Genomic DNA, 16,685 nt, shown 5'->3' on the forward strand with positions numbered 1-16,685 from the left:
ATGAAATTTATTGTTGAACGTGAGCATTTGCTGAAACCACTGCAACAGGTCAGTAGCCCACTGGGTGGACGACCAACGCTGCCAATTCTGGGTAACCTGTTGTTGCAGGTTACGGAAGGCGCGTTATTGCTAACGGGGACAGATCTTGAAATGGAGATGGTCGCCAAAGTTGCGCTGTCTCAGCCTCATGACGTGGGTGCAACGACTGTCCCTGCGCGTAAATTCTTTGATATCTGCCGTGGCTTGCCAGAAGGCGCAGAGATAGCCGTGACCCTCGAAAGCGACCGTATGCTGGTTCGCTCCGGGCGCAGCCGCTTCTCGCTGTCTACGCTGCCGGCGAGCGACTTCCCGAACCTTGACGACTGGCAGAGCGAGGTAGAATTTACCCTGCCGCAGGCGACGTTAAAACGCCTGATCGAAGCGACCCAGTTCTCGATGGCGCATCAGGACGTTCGCTATTACCTGAACGGAATGCTTTTTGAGACCGAAGGTGAAGAGCTGCGTACCGTCGCGACCGACGGACACCGTTTGGCGGTGTGCTCAATGCCTATCGGCCAGTCTTTGCCGTCGCACTCGGTTATTGTCCCGCGCAAAGGCGTGATGGAATTGGTCCGCCTGCTCGACGGCGGCGATACCCTGCTGCAACTGCAAATCGGTAGCAATAATATCCGCGCCCACGTCGGTGATTTCATCTTCACCTCCAAGCTGGTTGATGGACGTTTCCCTGATTATCGTCGCGTGTTGCCTAAGAATCCTGACAAAACGCTGCAAGCCGGCTGTGACCTGCTCAAGCAGGCGTTTGCCCGTGCGGCCATTCTTTCCAACGAAAAATTCCGCGGTGTGCGTCTGTATCTCAGCCAGAATCAGCTGAAGATCACCGCGAATAACCCTGAGCAGGAAGAGGCAGAGGAAATTCTCGACGTCGCTTACGACGGCACGGAAATGGAAATTGGCTTCAACGTCAGCTACGTGCTTGATGTTCTTAACGCCTTGAAATGTGAAGAGGTTCGCCTGTTACTGACCGACTCTGTTTCCAGCGTGCAGATTGAAGACGGTGCCAGTAAGGCCGCAGCCTATGTCGTCATGCCGATGAGACTTTAAGCGGGCTAGCTTAATGGCTATTTTGAAGTCGGGCAGTGCTCAGTTTTTTATGGCTAAGTCGGTCACGTACTCGTGTACGCTCCGGTTGCTGTGCGCTAGCCGTCTCCAAACTCGCTGCGACGCTAACGCCCTTGTGCGGTTGATGATGAAGAAAACTTTTTAATGGCATTAACGCGATTACTGATTAAAGATTTCCGCAACATCGAGGCGGCGGACTTAGCGCCTTCGCCCGGATTTAACTTCCTCGTGGGTCCCAACGGTAGCGGTAAAACAAGCGTGCTCGAGGCGGTGTATACGCTTGGGCATGGCCGCGCCTTTCGCAGTTTGCAGGCGGGAAGGGTAATTCGTCACGAGCAGCCAGAATTTGTTCTGCATGGGCGCATTGACGAAGGCGGTGAGCGCGAGCTGAGCGTCGGATTGAGCAAAAGCCGTCAGGGCGACAGCAAGGTCAGAATCGACGGCAGCGACGGTCATAAGGTTTCTGAGCTGGCGCAAATGCTGCCGATGCAGCTGATCACGCCTGAAGGTTTTACATTACTGAACGGTGGTCCAAAATACCGCCGTGCATTTTTGGACTGGGGTTGTTTTCATCACGATCCCGGTTTTTTTATCGCCTGGAGCAACCTGCGTCGGTTACTCAAGCAGCGCAACGCCGCGCTGCGTCAGGTGAGTCGCTATGCGCAGATTCGCGCGTGGGATCAGGAGCTTATCCCACTGGCTGAGCGCATCAGCGAATGGCGGGCAGAGTACAGCCGGGCAATCGCCGCTGATATCAGCGCAACCTGTGCACAGTTTTTGCCCGAGTTTGCCCTGACCTTCTCTTTCCAGCGCGGCTGGGACAAGGAAAGCGATTATGGCGAACTGCTGGAGCGCCAGTTCGAGCGCGACAGAGCCTTGACTTACACAGCATCGGGTCCGCACAAAGCCGATTTTCGCATCCGTGCCGACGGCACGCCGGTGGAGGATTTACTCTCCCGTGGGCAGTTGAAACTGCTGATGTGTGCACTCCGATTAGCGCAGGGTGAGTTTCTCACCCGACAGAGCGGGCGGCGTTGCCTGTATCTTCTTGACGATTTTGCCTCCGAGCTGGATACCGGTAAACGCCGGTTATTGGCCGATCGCCTCAAAGCCACCCAGGCCCAGGTTTTTGTCAGCGCAGTTAGCGCTGAACAAGTAACCGATATGGTGGGTGAAAAGGGCAAGATGTTCCGCGTGGAACAAGGTAAAATAGCCGTTCTATCACAGGACTAAAAATGAGCGAGAAACGTTGATGTCGAATTCTTATGACTCCTCAAGTATCAAGGTATTAAAAGGGCTGGACGCGGTGCGTAAGCGCCCCGGCATGTATATCGGCGATACCGATGACGGCACTGGTCTGCACCACATGGTATTCGAGGTTGTGGACAACGCTATCGACGAAGCCCTCGCTGGCCACTGTAAAGAGATTCTGGTTACGATTCATGCGGATAACTCCGTCTCCGTTCAGGATGATGGTCGTGGCATTCCAACCGGCATTCACGAAGAAGAAGGCATCTCTGCCGCAGAAGTCATCATGACTGTTCTTCACGCCGGCGGTAAATTTGACGATAACTCATACAAAGTGTCCGGCGGCCTGCACGGCGTGGGTGTATCTGTTGTTAACGCCCTGTCTGAAAAGCTGGAGTTGGTTATCCGTCGTGAAGGTAAAGTTCACGAACAAACCTACGTCCACGGCGAGCCTCAGAATCCACTGAAAGTCGTTGGTGAGACCGAGCTAACCGGAACAACCGTACGCTTCTGGCCGAGCTTCCAGACCTTCACAAACCATACCGAATTCGAGTACGACATCCTGGCCAAGCGCCTGCGCGAGCTGTCGTTCCTGAACTCCGGCGTGGCTATCCGCCTGCACGACAAGCGTGATGACAAACAGGATCACTTCCACTACGAGGGCGGCATTAAGGCGTTCGTGGAATACCTGAACAAAAACAAGAATCCAATCCACCCGACCGTGTTCTATTTCTCTACCATGAAAGACGACATCGGCGTGGAAATTGCTCTGCAATGGAACGACGGTTTCCAGGAAAACATTTACTGCTTTACCAACAATATTCCACAGCGTGACGGCGGGACTCACCTCGCCGGTTTCCGTGCGGCGATGACCCGTACCCTGAACGCGTACATGGATAAAGAAGGCTACAGCAAGAAATCCAAAATCAGTGCCACCGGTGACGACGCCCGTGAAGGCCTGATCGCCGTTGTTTCTGTAAAAGTGCCGGATCCTAAGTTCTCTTCTCAGACCAAAGACAAGCTGGTGTCGTCAGAAGTGAAATCAGCGGTTGAAACCCTGATGAACGAAAAGCTGGTTGATTATCTGATGGAAAACCCGGGCGACGCGAAAATCGTTGTCGGCAAAATCATCGATGCGGCTCGTGCGCGTGAAGCGGCACGTAAAGCCCGTGAAATGACGCGTCGTAAGGGCGCGTTGGATTTGGCCGGTCTACCGGGCAAATTGGCTGACTGTCAGGAACGCGATCCGGCTCACTCCGAACTGTACCTGGTGGAAGGGGACTCGGCGGGCGGATCTGCGAAGCAGGGCCGTAACCGCAAGAATCAGGCCATTTTGCCGCTGAAAGGTAAAATCCTTAACGTCGAGAAAGCGCGTTTCGATAAAATGCTCTCTTCTCAGGAAGTCGCCACGCTGATTACGGCGTTGGGCTGCGGCATTGGCCGTGACGAATACAACCCGGACAAACTGCGCTATCACAGCATCATCATCATGACCGATGCCGACGTCGATGGTTCACACATCCGAACTCTGCTGCTGACCTTCTTCTATCGTCAGATGCCTGAAATCGTTGAGCGCGGCCACATCTTTATCGCTCAGCCGCCGCTGTACAAGGTGAAAAAAGGTAAGCAGGAACAGTACATTAAAGATGACGAAGCGATGGATCAGTATCAAATCGCCATCGCAATGGACGGCGCAACGCTGCACACTAACGCCAGCGCACCTGCCTTGGCCGGTGAGCCGCTGGAGAAGCTGGTTGCCGAGCATTACGCGGTACAGAAAATGATTGGTCGTATGGAGCGTCGCTACCCGCGTGCGCTGTTGAACAATCTGGTTTATCAGCCAACGCTGGAAGAAACTTCTCTGACCGATCGTGAAAAAGTGCAGCAGTGGATGGAAGAACTGGTCGTGTTGCTTAACGAAAAAGAGTCTCACGGCAGCAGCTACAGCGCTATCGTGCGTGAAAATCGTGAGCGTCAGATCTACGAACCGGTTCTGCGTATCCGTACTCACGGCGTTGATACTGATTATGACCTCGATTTTGATTTCATCCACGGTGGTGAATACCGTAAGCTTTGTGCTCTGGGTCAGCAACTTCGCGGCCTGATCGAAGAAGATGCCTACATCGAGCGCGGCGAACGCCGTCAGCCGATTTCCACCTTCGAGCAAGCGCTGGAATGGCTGGTGAAAGAGTCCCGTCGCGGTCTGTCCGTACAGCGTTATAAAGGTCTGGGCGAAATGAACCCAGAACAGCTGTGGGAAACGACCATGGATCCTGATCAGCGTCGCATGCTGCGCGTGACCATCAAAGATGCTATCGCTGCCGATCAGCTGTTCACCACGCTGATGGGAGACGCCGTTGAACCACGCCGCGCTTTCATCGAAGAAAACGCCCTGAAAGCAGCGAATATCGATATCTAATCGCTGAGTACAGCTGATAGTCTCTCTAAATCCGAAGTGGGAAACCATTTCGGATTTTTTTTGCCCGAGTTTCAGGATGTTCGAAACCATACAGGCGAGAAAACCCGCATAAAGTATTATGTTAAATGGAAAGGGAGCCGTCTATTTATGCCCAGGATTGTAGGGACGCAGTTACAGCAGATTCGAATTGAGAGTAAAGAAGTCAAAGGCAGGGATTTTTATACCTTTGCCGGAAAGTCGGAAAAGATCCTGATTCAAAACACCCAAAACGTGCCGATGCGGCCGTCGAGTTTTAGAGCTGAAAAGCGGACTCGCGGTAAAGGTCCGGTTTTACTTGCGGCGCTAAGCCTCGGCGCTTTGGCTTACCTACCGCGAGCGAGCGCCGGGCCAGGCAATCAAGCGCTTATGGCTGAGAGCAAAACGCCTAAGGTAAAATACCCCACGAATTTCTCCCTCAAGCCCGCGTCTCACAGCACTCTTTTATTGCACCCACCGATAAAAAAAATTTCTCTGCCGCCTCCCACATCAAAACCTTATCCCGTTGTTTCTAATAATTATTATACGGAAAAGTCTACACCATTGCAGAGAATGAAAAACGCCACCCGGCCTTCAATTGCGCTTTCATCGCCGTTGTTAAAAATCGATCGACTGTCGTCCCCTCCAGGGGAATCGACCAGGCCGCCTAATGCTAAACGTCGGGAGCAAGCGCATTCCCGCAGGCTGCAACTGGACCGAGACGCCAAAGCGCAGCGCAATCGTGGCGATGAACAATATTGGACTCCCATTGTTGCCGAGCCTCCGGCCGAGGTTGCGACGCCATTACCTTCCTCTACTAACGCTACACGACCGCTATCGAATGCACTGCCGGGCCAATGGCAGAGGCCGTTGCAGGATATTTTAACTTTCCTGCATGATTCTCCTCCACTTGGCTATGATTCACTGCCGGAGAATCGTCTGTCGTCTGCCAGAATACTTTTTCGTCACGAAGAGCAAGGTCAGTGGGCCGATGAGCCGTTATTGAACTATGTTAATGAGAAGCTTGATCCCGACGACGATGCCTATTACTTTCCGCTGGCCAGAAAAATAATCCGCCATGAATCCCTTCTGTATTATGTTAAATACGAAGTGCTCAACTGGGATCTTAATCCCACCGCGCGCGATTTCGAGTCGCGCTTTTTAGAGGCTCACCTCAGCCGAGGGAAGGTTTTCACCCCTGAGCAGGTCATCAAATTCTATAACAACCAGTTTATGCCGCGGCACAGTCGTCCTGCAGAGCCTTTCAAGAGCAGGGAAAAGCTCTGCAGCCTTGAAAAATATTATTCGCAGTTCAATGACTATCTTAAAAATCATGCGGTTGATGATTCAGTACGTGCGGTTGAGCAGACTGTTGCCTTTCAGCTAATCAGTCCTTTGGATCTTGAGCGGCCATTTACGCCGCTGTTTTCGCTCAGAACCGGGGCCTACCACAGCGAGCTTTTGCCGCAGACGGCACAAAGGGTAGAAACGCTGAAACTTGGGGCTTTTATTTTCATTCTTCAAGGTGACTCGGGGAAACGTTACGCCGCCAGCATGTGGGGCTCGGTATTGCTGGTGGCGGATCTGAGCGAGGTACTGACCGATACTCAGGTCGAGGCCATCGCCGGGCTTCAAAACGGAGGACGGGTTCCCCCGGAAAACCTTAAGGCACAATCTTTGCTCACGGCATTATGGCCGGACTACGCCGATATCGTGCCGGACGCACAGCAGATCATTGTCAGGTTTGATCGTGAGATTAAGCTCGGCATGGAGAAACCTACGCTGGGCGAAGCGTTGATACATATTCAGCATACGCAGGTGAAACGCTTTGTTGACGCCTGGCGAACGGAACACCTTGATCGCAGCCTTTTAGAGAAAATACTCTCTTTTGTGCCATTTTTTGACGTCATTCAACGCAAGATTAATGACGCTGAATATCGTCCTACACTAAAAGAGTTGGCCTTCGATTTGTTCGATCTCGGTCTGGCGCTGCTGTCGCTCGGTATTCCAATGATTAAATTAGGCGCGTCCGGGATTAAAGCCGGATTGATGGCAATGAGAGCCGGGCGTACAGCGGGCCTGGCGGGCCAGATGCTGCAAAGGGCGATTCTGGTGGCAATAAAACCGGCGTTAAAAAAGCTGGTTAAGGCCAGCGGCAAAGAGATTGCCAGTTTTATGGTGCCGCCTTTCGATTTAATGCGCCTGCTGCACAGGCCGTTACGTAAAGGCGTTCGCAAACTCTATAAAACCTCCAAAACACGGAGGTTGCGGCGTTGCCCGCGTGCCATAGGGGGCGCCTGTGTCCCGAGAACTGAAAATATTTATGGCTTTGATAATGCAGAATGGGAAAGGTTAGTGACTGAACTGATCATGCATCCGTCTGCCTGGCGGGGCAACACCCTTAGCCGCGGCTATCGCCATGATTACGTCAGGCGTTTTATGACGCTCTCGACCGACCAGAAAGAGGCGCTGCGCGGCTGGTCATTTGTGCCAAAACAGAAAGAGTACCGAAACTACCCGCGCAAAAGAAGTTGGCCTTCGGGCAAAAGCAACCTGAATTTTTCGCTCAATCTGGCGCTGCTTAGCGGACATCCGAGTGCGCAGATGATGCGTACGTCACAGCATCTAAAAAGCGCCCTTAACGCCCTGCCGAAAATGCCCGAAAGACAAAGTCTGGTGCGGGTGGTGGATATCACTGAGGAAAACATCAGCCAGTTCCGCGCCGGAGAAATCGTGACCAACTACCCGGCATTTATGTCGGCCTCTTCGAAGGGCAAGCTGGTGAATATTGCCTTGTCACAGGGGTGGATGTTTGACCCCAGTTGGCGGCTCAAGCATAACGCCGCGATTGCCATTTATTATATTGATGCCGATAGCAGTAAGCCCCTTATCAACCGGCTCACCACGCAAGTTAATATGGAAGGGGAATATATCTTCGATCAGAAAAGCTTTTTCCGCATAGAGGCAATCACCCGGCTTTTTATGACTAGCCCAACCCGTAGCTATAAGCAGGCCTATTTTATCAAGCTGCAGGAGGTTCCTTACGACAGCGCCTATTGGATTAAGAATATCTTTACCGGTGACGTTATCCGCTTTTAGCCTTTTTCTGCCTCGCTTTGAGATGCTGAAACGCGCTAGCATGGAAAAAATGACATTAACTCTGAGGACGCTATGGCAATTGAATTGATCGCAATAGATATGGACGGAACGTTGCTCAATCCGCAGCATGAAATAACGCCCGCGGTAAAACAAGCCCTGACCGCGGCAATTAATAAAGGCGTGCAGGTTGTCCTGGCGACCGGAAGACCGCTTATCGGCATTCAGCGTTATCTTCAGGAGCTGAGTCTGCAAAAAGACGGATTTTATTGCATCTCCAACAATGGTGCGTTAGTTCATCATGCAAAAGATGGCAGTATTTTCGCCGAAACAACGCTTAAATTCGATGATTTTGTCTATTTTGAAAAAATGGCGCGTGAGCTGAATGTTGGCTTCCACGCTCTGTCACACAGCGACCTATACAGCACTAACCCCGATATCAGCCCTTATTCCGTGCATGAATCCTCAATAACCGGCATTCCACTGCGCTATCGCAGCGTGGATCAAATCGACCGCTCGCTGACCTTCCCGAAAGTGATGATGATTGACCATCCAGAGCGTTTGGATAAGGCCATCGCCGAGATCCCTGAAGAGGCGAAATCACGCTACACCATCATGAAAAGCTCGCCTTATTATCTCGAGATCCTCGACAAGTCAGTGAATAAAGGTCAGGGCGTCAAGGTGTTAGCCGAGAAGCTGGGTATTCCTCGCGAAAATGTGATGACGCTGGGTGACCAGGAAAATGACATCGCGATGCTGAAATACGCCGGATTGGGCGTGGCGATGGGCAATGCGCTGGACAGCGTCAAGGCGGTCAGTCAGTTTGTCACCAAAACCAACAGCGAAGACGGCGTGGCTTTCGCGGTTGAGAAGTTTGTACTGAACGATTAAGGAAAATAACGTGGCGGGCGAAAAGCAGTTAACCTTTGATACGCGCGGTCATCAGCTGACCAACATTAATGTCTGGACCGCCGACAGTCGCTGGCTGGCCTACGATGTGCGTCCCAAAGGCAGCGATTTCAGTGGATTAACCATTGAGCGGGTCAATATTTCCAGCGGTGAAATCGAGACGCTCTACTGTGCCTCTCAGGGCGCACACGTAGGGGTGGTTACCGTCAGTCCCGATGCTCGGCCACGTTATGTTTTTATTCACGGACCTGAAAATCCCGATGCGAGCTGGAAATATGATTTCCACCATCGTCGCGGAACTCTCCTCGACGCCGAAAAATCGGCGCTACCTGTCACTCTGGACGCCTTCGATATTACCGAACCCTACACGCCCGGCGCGCTGCGGGGCGGCTCTCACGTTCACGTTTTCAGCCCTGACGGCAGTCGCCTGAGTTTTACCTATAACGATCACGTGATGCACGAGTGGGATCCGGCGCAGGACCTGCGTAACGTCGGCGTGGCGCTTGCCAATCATCCGGTGCGGGCGTCGAAGATGCATCCACGCGAGTACGATGGCAGCCATTTTTGCGTGCTGGTCAGTCAGACCACGCCGCAGCCGCAGCCGGGCAGTGACCAGATCAATCGCGCCTATGAAGAGGGATGGATAGGTACGCGGGGCTATGTCAATGCCAGCGGCCAGCGTCAACGCTGGGCACTGGCTTTTATCGGCGACACGCTGTCCGCCAAGGGAGAAAAACTTCCGGAAGTGTTCGTGGTAGATTTGCCCGACAACGACGAGGCCTATCGCGTAGCGGGTGAACATCCTTTGCAGGGCACGGCGACCCGCCTGCCCGCGCCGCCGTCAGGGGTGATGCAGAGAAGATTAACTTTCACCGCCGACAGGCCTTATCCGGGCGTGGTGTCTCAGCCTCGGCACTGGCTGCGCGCATCGCCGGACGGTTCCACCCTCGCTTTCCTGATGAAAGACTGTCGGGGCATCGTGCAGGTATGGGGCGTTTCGCCTGTGGGCGGGGAGCCATGGCAAATCAGCCACGCGGCCTCAGATATTCAGTCGGCTTTTAGCTGGCACCCACAGGGCAAGGCGCTGGCGTTAGTGTGTGATAATTCGGTGGTACTGCTGGACGTAGCCAGCGGCGAAATGCATGCTCTGACGGAACGTACCGAGGTGCCGCCAAGTGGTGATGCCGTTGTGTTCTCACCCGATGGAAAATGGGTGGCGTTCATGCGTGAAATATCAGGTTTTAATCAGATATTCATCACGCCGGTCTGAGAATAGAACGCCGCAAGCTAAGCCGATGATCAGTTTGCGGCGGTCGTGACTGGGGGAACGTGATCGATATCGACGCCGTGACTGATAGCCAGGTTGTGCGCTTCGCTGGCCTTGATGCTATCGAGAGTACCGGTATTGTCGCGATTGTAATAGTCCATAGGCAGCAGCAACGTATCCATCACTGCGCTAAAGGGTAAATCCAATACCAGTAAAGGGGTCATTGCCCAGCTGGTATCGTTGCTTTTCATCATTCTTACGTCTGCTTTAGAGCCGGGATAGTAGCCTTGATACTCGCCCGTATGACTCATCACGCTTGAACATCCGCTTGCCATAAAGACGCATCCTGTCGCTACAGGCAATAATAGTTTCTTCATCTTTAAACTCATCTCTAACTGTCGGGCTGAGAATGCTCCGTAATAGACCTACAAGAACAGGTTCAGAAAGTGCGTTTAAAATTAGGACGTATAAAATTATAGTACTTATTCAAAGAATTAACGTTGAATCGCGGCGATCGGTGAAAATCAGCCAGCATAAATCCTGCCAGGACCCCCAATGCGGTCTTTTTTTTAAATAAAAAAATTTTTTTTAGAGAACTTGAAATTTCCTCTTTCAACGCCATTTTTATCATACGACGCTGCAAAAGAATACGCCGTTAGGGTATTTATGCGTTATCGATCTGTCCAAATGGAAGGTCTTTATTTTCCTCGCTGCAATATTAGGAGGCAGTTTTAATGCGTAATTTCGATCTCTCTCCACTGTACCGTTCTGCGATTGGTTTCGACCGACTGTTTAATCTGATCGAATCTGGTCAAAATCAGGGTGGGGGATACCCTCCATACAACGTTGAATTAGTTGACGAAAATAATTATCGCATCGCGATTGCCGTGGCAGGCTTCGCCGAGTCTGAATTAGATATCACCGCACAGGACAATTTGCTGGTGGTAAAAGGCGCACATACTCAAGCTCCCGCCGAGCGGACCTATTTATATCAGGGGATTGCCGAACGTAATTTCGAACGAAAATTTCAATTAGCGGAACATATTCACGTTAAATCGGCCAATTTGAGTAACGGTTTACTTTATATAGATTTGCAACGTGTCGTGCCGGAAGCCTCAAAGCCACGACGTATTGAAATTATCTAATTTTTTAGGCGTTTAATTAAAAAACAAACTTCTGTTTAGCTTGCCGTAAGGAGGCTGTGCCGCGGCATTGCGCCGGCGCACCGCAGAAGAATGTCATCATCTCGCTTCACTGAAGGAGTTAATATGCGTAACCACGATCTTTCACCACTTCTGCGTCAATGGATTGGCTTTGATAAATTAGCCAGCTCGCTGCAGGGTGGAGACCTCAATTTCCCCCCTTACAATATTGAGAAGTCAGACGATAATCACTATCGCATCTCCCTCGCGCTTGCCGGTTTTAAACAAAGCGAGCTTAATATCGAGGTTGAAGGTCCAAGGTTGACCGTCAGTGGTACACCGGCCGCGCCTGACAGCAAAGTGGAATATCTGCATCAGGGTCTGGTCTGTAAGGCATTTACCCTGAGCTTTACGCTGGCCGAGCATATGCAGGTATCGTCCGCCGAGTTCGTGAACGGTCTGCTGCACATCAGCCTGGTGCGCGATGTCCCACCGGCACTCCAGCCACAGCGTATCGCTATCGCGACCGATAATACCCCACCTGAAAATCGGGCGCTGGAAAATACGCCGCAGTAAGCCTTAACCGAGATTATTGGGCCGAATAGGCCAAAAAAAACCGGAAGTGCCGCACAGGCCTTCCGGTTTTTTATTTACTGACATCATGAACCTGAGACGTCATTACCTCAGGCGATGCGATGTTCCTGATGTGCTCGCTCAATCTCTTCGGCGAGAATAGCCACACCGCGCTCAATCTGGCTCGCTTCTGGAACATAGTTCATGCGCATACACTGCTGGGTATGCGCCCATGGCTGCTCGAGTCCTGGGAAGAAGTAGTCGCCCGGTACCATTAGCACACCGCGCTGCTTAAGACGCTGGTAAAGTACCTCAGTGGTAATCGGCAAATCCTTGAACCACAGCCACAGGAAAATGGCGCCTTCCGGCTTGTGGATAAGGCAGCGTTCTTCCGGCAGATAACGACGCAGCGTGGCAATGGTTTCCTGCACGCGCTGATAGTAGAACGGCCTGATGACTTCCTGAGACAGTCGCAACAAATCGCCACGGGCAATCATTTCGCTGGCCATTGCAGGCCCCACGCTGCCCGGAGACAGGCTGATGATCCCATTCATATTACTGATTGCCTTGATGATTTTCTCATCGGCTACCACTATCCCACAGCGTGAACCTGGCAGGCCAAGCTTGGACAAGCTCATGCACAGGATAATGTTCGGGTTCCAAAGTGGCGTTGCATCGGTGAAGACAATCCCCGGGAAAGGCACGCCGTAGGCATTGTCGATGAGCAGCGGAATGTCGTGCTGCTGCGCCAGCGCGTCGAGGCGGAAAAGCTCTTCGTCGGTCAGCACGTTACCGGTCGGGTTGGTCGGACGCGATACGCAGATGAGGCCGATATCGTTACCGATATTCAAATGATCGAAATCGACGTGATATTTAAACTGACCTTCCGGTAACAGCTCAATGTTCGGCTTCGCCGAAACAAACAGGTCTTCTTCTACGCCTGCGTCCGCATAGCCCAGATATTCAGGTGCCAGCGGGAACAGAACCTTGCTCAGCGATCCGTCGCTGCGACGACCGGCGAACAGGTTAAACAGATAGAAGAACGCACTCTGGCTGCCGTTGGTGAGCGCGATATTGTCTGCGGTCAGTTCCCAGCCCTGTTCTTCATTGAGCATTTTAGCCAGCGCATGACGCAAAACGTCTTTGCCCTGTGGGCCATCATAGTTGCACAGCGCTTCGGCGAGTTTGCCCTCGGCCAGCATATCGCCCAGTAATTCCTGGAAATAGGCCTGCATCTCAGGAATTTGAGCCGGATTTCCACCGCCGAGCATCACTGCACCGGGGGTACGTAAACCGTCATTCATGTCGCCCATTAGGCGGGTAATGCCAGAAAAACGGGTAAATTTTTCGCCGAAAACAGAAAACGTCATAGCAAGCTTGTAGTGTTATCAGAAAGTGATGCCCACCTTAACGCCTGCGTCAAAGCAGTGCAATCGGATGAAGCACCAAGATGCAGATTCGTGAAAAGAGAGGGCGAGAGACACTGGGGCGCGCCTCTGTCCCGTTGGGGTAACAGAGGTCGCGCCTTCAGCACTGGCGTACAAAAAAATCAGGATTTTTTCAGGTCTTTCGCGTTGACCACGAACTCGTTGGTCTCGCCTGACAGTGCGGTAATCAAGTTTTCTACCGCCAGTGCATCCATGTCATAACGGGTTTGTGCGGTCGCAGAGCCGATATGTGGCAGGGTGACCACGTTATCCAGCTTCAGCAGGCCAGAGTCTTTCGCCATGGGCTCTTTTTCATAAACGTCCAGACCGGCGGCGTAGATAGTGCCGTCTTTCAGCGCTTCAATCAGTGCCTGCTCGTCGATAACCGGACCGCGTCCTGCGCTTATCAGGATGCCGGTAGATTTCATCTTGGCGAACTGTTCTTTGCCGATGATGTGGAAAGTCTGATCGCTCAGCGGCAGGATAACGACAACGAAATCCGACTCAGCCAGCAGGGTGTCGAGCGAACATTTACGCGCGCCAAAACGTTCTTCGGCTTCGGCATGCTGGCTGCGTGCGTTGTAGAGAATCGGCATGTCGAAGCCGAGGTTGGCGCGCTGCGCCACCGCCAGACCGATGCGGCCCATGCCGACGATACCGAGCGTCTTATGGTGCACGTCCAGACCGAACCAGTCGGCTGGCGCGTTGCCATCCCATTCGCCGGCCTTGGTGCGGTTAGACAACTCAACCACGCGACGCGACGCGGCCAGCACCAGTGAGAACACCAGGTCGGCAACGGTATCGGTCAGGGCTGCTGGTGCGTTCAACAGCGGAATACCGCGACGGCTGAGTTCGGCGACGTCGAAACTGTCGAATCCGGCAGAGGCGGTTGAAACGGCGCGCAGGCGAGGCGCGTGGTCGATCAGTTCTTTGTTGATTGGGCCGCCGGACCCGATTAAACCTTCAGCCTGTTCCAGGGCTTCATAAACCTGCGTGCGGTTTTCGGCTGTAATTCCATTAAATTGAACGACTGAGTAGTGCTGTTCCAGGCGTTTAAGCAGATCGGCTGAGATTTTTTTGTAGAGGACAATAGACGGCTTCATTACTTACTCCATCAAGCTAGCGATTAGGTAGACTCTGCGTTTAGTAAAGCTGTTCGTTTAGAAATACAACTATCTGATTAAAATAAAGACTATTTTAGTGCGCCTCAAGCGGTTCCGACGTTTTTTCCGGTTTGACCATCAGGGTCAGGATGACGGAGACCAGCAAGGAGCTCGCCATAAAGATAAACGAGGCATTCGGACCCCCGGTGCTGCCGTTAAGGTAGCCAACGAACCAGGAACCGAAAAAGGAGCCGAGCGCGCCGAGGCTGTTAATTAACGCCATCGCGCCGCCCGACACGTTCTTGGGCAACATTTCAGGAATAATGGCGAAAAACGGACCATAAGGCGCATACATTGCTGCCCCCGCGATGACCAGCAGGCCGTAAGATATCCAGAAATTATGCTGACCGACGGCCCATGAGCCCAAGAAGGCTACGGCACCAATCAGTAATAACGGCCAGATGAACAGTTTGCGGTTACGCAGTTTATCGGAGGCCCATGACACCAGAATCATGGCAATTGTTGCGGCCAGATACGGGGCCGAAGAGAGCCAACCGGCCTCCACCATGCCCATCGATTTTCCGGCGCGCAGGATAGAAGGCAGCCATAAAACGAAGCCGTAAACCCCGATACTCCAGGTAAAATACTGAATACAGAGCAGAACGATATTGCGCGACCGGAACGCTTCACCGTAGTTAGCGACGGCCTTGATATTGTCCTGTTCTTCGGCCAGTGCATCGGCCAATGCCTGCTTCTCGTTCTTGCTCAACCAACTGACTTCTGAAGGTTTATCCTTGACCAGGAACCACCAGAAGAAAGCCCAGATCACCGCAGGTATCCCTTCAAAAATAAACATCTCACGCCAGCCAAAGGCGTGGATGAGGTAGCCCGAGAGCACCGACATCCACAGCACCGTGACTGGATTTCCCAAAATCAGAAAGGTATTGGCGCGCGATCGTTCCGACTGGGTAAACCAGTTACTGATATACACCAGCAGGGCGGGCATGACCGCAGCCTCAACAATGCCGAGCATAAAACGGATGATCAACAGAGCCGGAACGCTGTTGACGATGCCGGTTAAAGACGCAAAAGCGCCCCACAGCACCAGACACCAGAAAACCAGTTTCTTGACGCTGCGTCTCTCGGCGTAAATCGTTCCCGGGATCTGAAAGAAGAAATAGCCGAGAAAAAACAGGGCGCCCAGCAGTGATGACATCCCTTTGGTCATGCCGAGATCTTCATTAATCCCGGCGGCGGCGGCAAAGCTGAAGTTAGAACGATCGACGTAGGCCAGACTGTAGGAGATAAAAATGATGGGCATTATGAACCACCAACGTTTGGCGGCTAATTTAACCTTGCTCATCTTTAGGCTCCTTTCCCTCTGAAAATTGGCAATATCGACACTTTTGGCTGCATTTATTGAAGATTTGACTCATCTTGCCACCTGATTATCGCTACGCTTCTTTCGCTTCCTTACGCAGTAATTCAACGTAATGGCGGGTCACGGCGGTGAGGTCATCGCCTTCTAAAGGAAATTCAATGCCGCGTGGGGCATGGCGTGGCAGGGCGTCCAACACAGGTTTCCAGCTGCCGTCGCTGTCGTCGAGCGCCACGGCATGGTATTTGCCATTGCGTTGTTCGGCGGCTTTCACATGCACATAGCTGACGTGTTCACGGAGTGTATTAGCGGCTTCCAGCGCGTCTTGTCCCACCCATAGCCAGTTAGCCATGTCAAAGGTCATCGCGACAGGAAGGTGCAAAGACTCTGCGGCAAAGAAGAAGGCATTCATCGGATGCAGGACACCGTTTTTGGTCTGGTCATTCTCTACCACCAGTTCAACGGCGTGCTGTTGGAGCAGAACTTTTAGCGGCGTAAGATCTTCACCCGGAACGAAAGCCCCCAGGGCAATCTTCAGCTTTCGTGCATCGAGGCTGTCGGCCTCGATAAGGAAGCTTTCCAGAGAAGGGTTAACCTTGCCGTCCTCCAGAAACAGCGATTCAGGGACCGAATAAAATGCAAACAGCCCGTGCTGGCGGATTTTTTCGCCGAGTACCTTGAGGTCGTTAACTTCTCCTTCATTAAACAGTTCACGGCGGATCTCGACGCCGTCGGCGCCGGCCTCGGCAATATGCTTGAGCAAAGGCGTTTGCCCGCCTAAATCTTTGACTGCCTGGTAGCCATAAGCAGCGGTAACAATAACGATTTCAGCCCCGTTCTCTGGTGTTTTCATGCCAATATCCTTAAAGCGACGTCGCGTTGTTTAAAATTTGAAAGATGGTCTGAGACCAGCGGATAGAAAATTCAAATAGCGCAGTAGACCCGATATTAAAGGTAGGCCAATTTTAATCACAGGCGTAGTTTCTGTT

At 52.4% G+C, this 16,685-nt stretch carries 13 protein-coding genes; 8 read left to right on the top strand and 5 right to left on the bottom strand.

The window, feature by feature from the left end; genetic code table 11:
- From dnaN to O1V65_RS18945, 6 genes are all read left to right on the top strand, one after another.
- Positions 1-1,101, top strand: a complete 1,101-nt coding sequence (dnaN, locus tag O1V65_RS18920) for a DNA polymerase III subunit beta (RefSeq protein WP_017490406.1) — start codon at positions 1-3, stop codon at positions 1,099-1,101.
- A 162-nt stretch (positions 1,102-1,263) separates the two neighbouring features.
- Positions 1,264-2,352 (top strand): DNA replication/repair protein RecF, encoded by a 1,089-nt coding sequence (gene recF / locus O1V65_RS18925; RefSeq protein WP_017490405.1) that lies wholly within the window; start codon positions 1,264-1,266, stop codon positions 2,350-2,352.
- A gap of 19 nt (positions 2,353-2,371) precedes the next feature.
- The gene (gene gyrB / locus O1V65_RS18930; RefSeq protein WP_017490404.1) at positions 2,372-4,786 is read left to right on the top strand and encodes a DNA topoisomerase (ATP-hydrolyzing) subunit B; all 2,415 of its coding nucleotides are present in this window, start codon (positions 2,372-2,374) and stop codon (positions 4,784-4,786) included.
- 60 nt (positions 4,787-4,846) lie between these two features.
- The gene (locus tag O1V65_RS18935; RefSeq protein WP_269129937.1) at positions 4,847-7,900 is read left to right on the top strand and encodes a hypothetical protein; all 3,054 of its coding nucleotides are present in this window, start codon (positions 4,847-4,849) and stop codon (positions 7,898-7,900) included.
- Positions 7,901-7,972: 72 nt separating this feature from the next.
- On the top strand, positions 7,973-8,788 hold the full coding sequence (yidA, locus tag O1V65_RS18940) for a sugar-phosphatase (protein ID WP_017490402.1): 816 nt from the start codon (positions 7,973-7,975) through the stop codon (positions 8,786-8,788).
- A gap of 10 nt (positions 8,789-8,798) precedes the next feature.
- The gene (locus O1V65_RS18945) at positions 8,799-10,076 is read left to right on the top strand and encodes a YidR family protein (protein ID WP_269129938.1); all 1,278 of its coding nucleotides are present in this window, start codon (positions 8,799-8,801) and stop codon (positions 10,074-10,076) included.
- A 29-nt stretch (positions 10,077-10,105) separates the two neighbouring features.
- Here O1V65_RS18945 and O1V65_RS18950 read toward each other — a convergent pair whose 3' ends face one another.
- Positions 10,106-10,450 carry a YceK/YidQ family lipoprotein gene (locus tag O1V65_RS18950; protein WP_026110327.1) on the bottom strand — a complete coding sequence of 115 codons (345 nt, stop codon included), beginning with the start codon at positions 10,448-10,450 and terminating at the stop codon, positions 10,106-10,108.
- Between the two features lie 357 nt (positions 10,451-10,807).
- Here O1V65_RS18950 and ibpA point away from each other — a divergent pair, with 357 nt between their 5' ends.
- Both ibpA and ibpB read left to right on the top strand, forming a co-directional pair.
- Positions 10,808-11,218, top strand: a complete 411-nt coding sequence (gene ibpA, locus O1V65_RS18955) for a small heat shock chaperone IbpA (RefSeq protein ID WP_017490398.1) — start codon at positions 10,808-10,810, stop codon at positions 11,216-11,218.
- Positions 11,219-11,341: 123 nt separating this feature from the next.
- The gene (gene ibpB / locus O1V65_RS18960) at positions 11,342-11,791 is read left to right on the top strand and encodes a small heat shock chaperone IbpB (RefSeq protein WP_017490397.1); all 450 of its coding nucleotides are present in this window, start codon (positions 11,342-11,344) and stop codon (positions 11,789-11,791) included.
- 107 nt (positions 11,792-11,898) lie between these two features.
- On the opposite strand, the gene O1V65_RS18965 is transcribed toward ibpB, so the two are convergent.
- From O1V65_RS18965 to O1V65_RS18980, 4 genes are all read right to left on the bottom strand, one after another.
- Positions 11,899-13,158 carry a valine--pyruvate transaminase gene (locus O1V65_RS18965; protein WP_017490396.1) on the bottom strand — a complete coding sequence of 420 codons (1,260 nt, stop codon included), beginning with the start codon at positions 13,156-13,158 and terminating at the stop codon, positions 11,899-11,901.
- Positions 13,159-13,337: 179 nt separating this feature from the next.
- Positions 13,338-14,318 carry a glyoxylate/hydroxypyruvate reductase GhrB gene (gene ghrB, locus O1V65_RS18970; protein WP_017490395.1) on the bottom strand — a complete coding sequence of 327 codons (981 nt, stop codon included), beginning with the start codon at positions 14,316-14,318 and terminating at the stop codon, positions 13,338-13,340.
- Between the two features lie 94 nt (positions 14,319-14,412).
- Positions 14,413-15,681, bottom strand: a complete 1,269-nt coding sequence (locus tag O1V65_RS18975) for an MFS transporter (protein ID WP_269129939.1) — start codon at positions 15,679-15,681, stop codon at positions 14,413-14,415.
- A gap of 91 nt (positions 15,682-15,772) precedes the next feature.
- A complete protein-coding gene (locus O1V65_RS18980; protein ID WP_269129940.1) occupies positions 15,773-16,549 on the bottom strand; it encodes a sugar phosphate isomerase/epimerase family protein in 777 nt (258 codons plus the stop codon).
- Positions 16,550-16,685: the final 136 nt, after the last annotated feature.

The sequence above is a fragment of the Rouxiella badensis genome (assembly GCF_026967515.2).
Lineage (GTDB): Bacteria > Pseudomonadota > Gammaproteobacteria > Enterobacterales > Enterobacteriaceae > Rouxiella > Rouxiella badensis.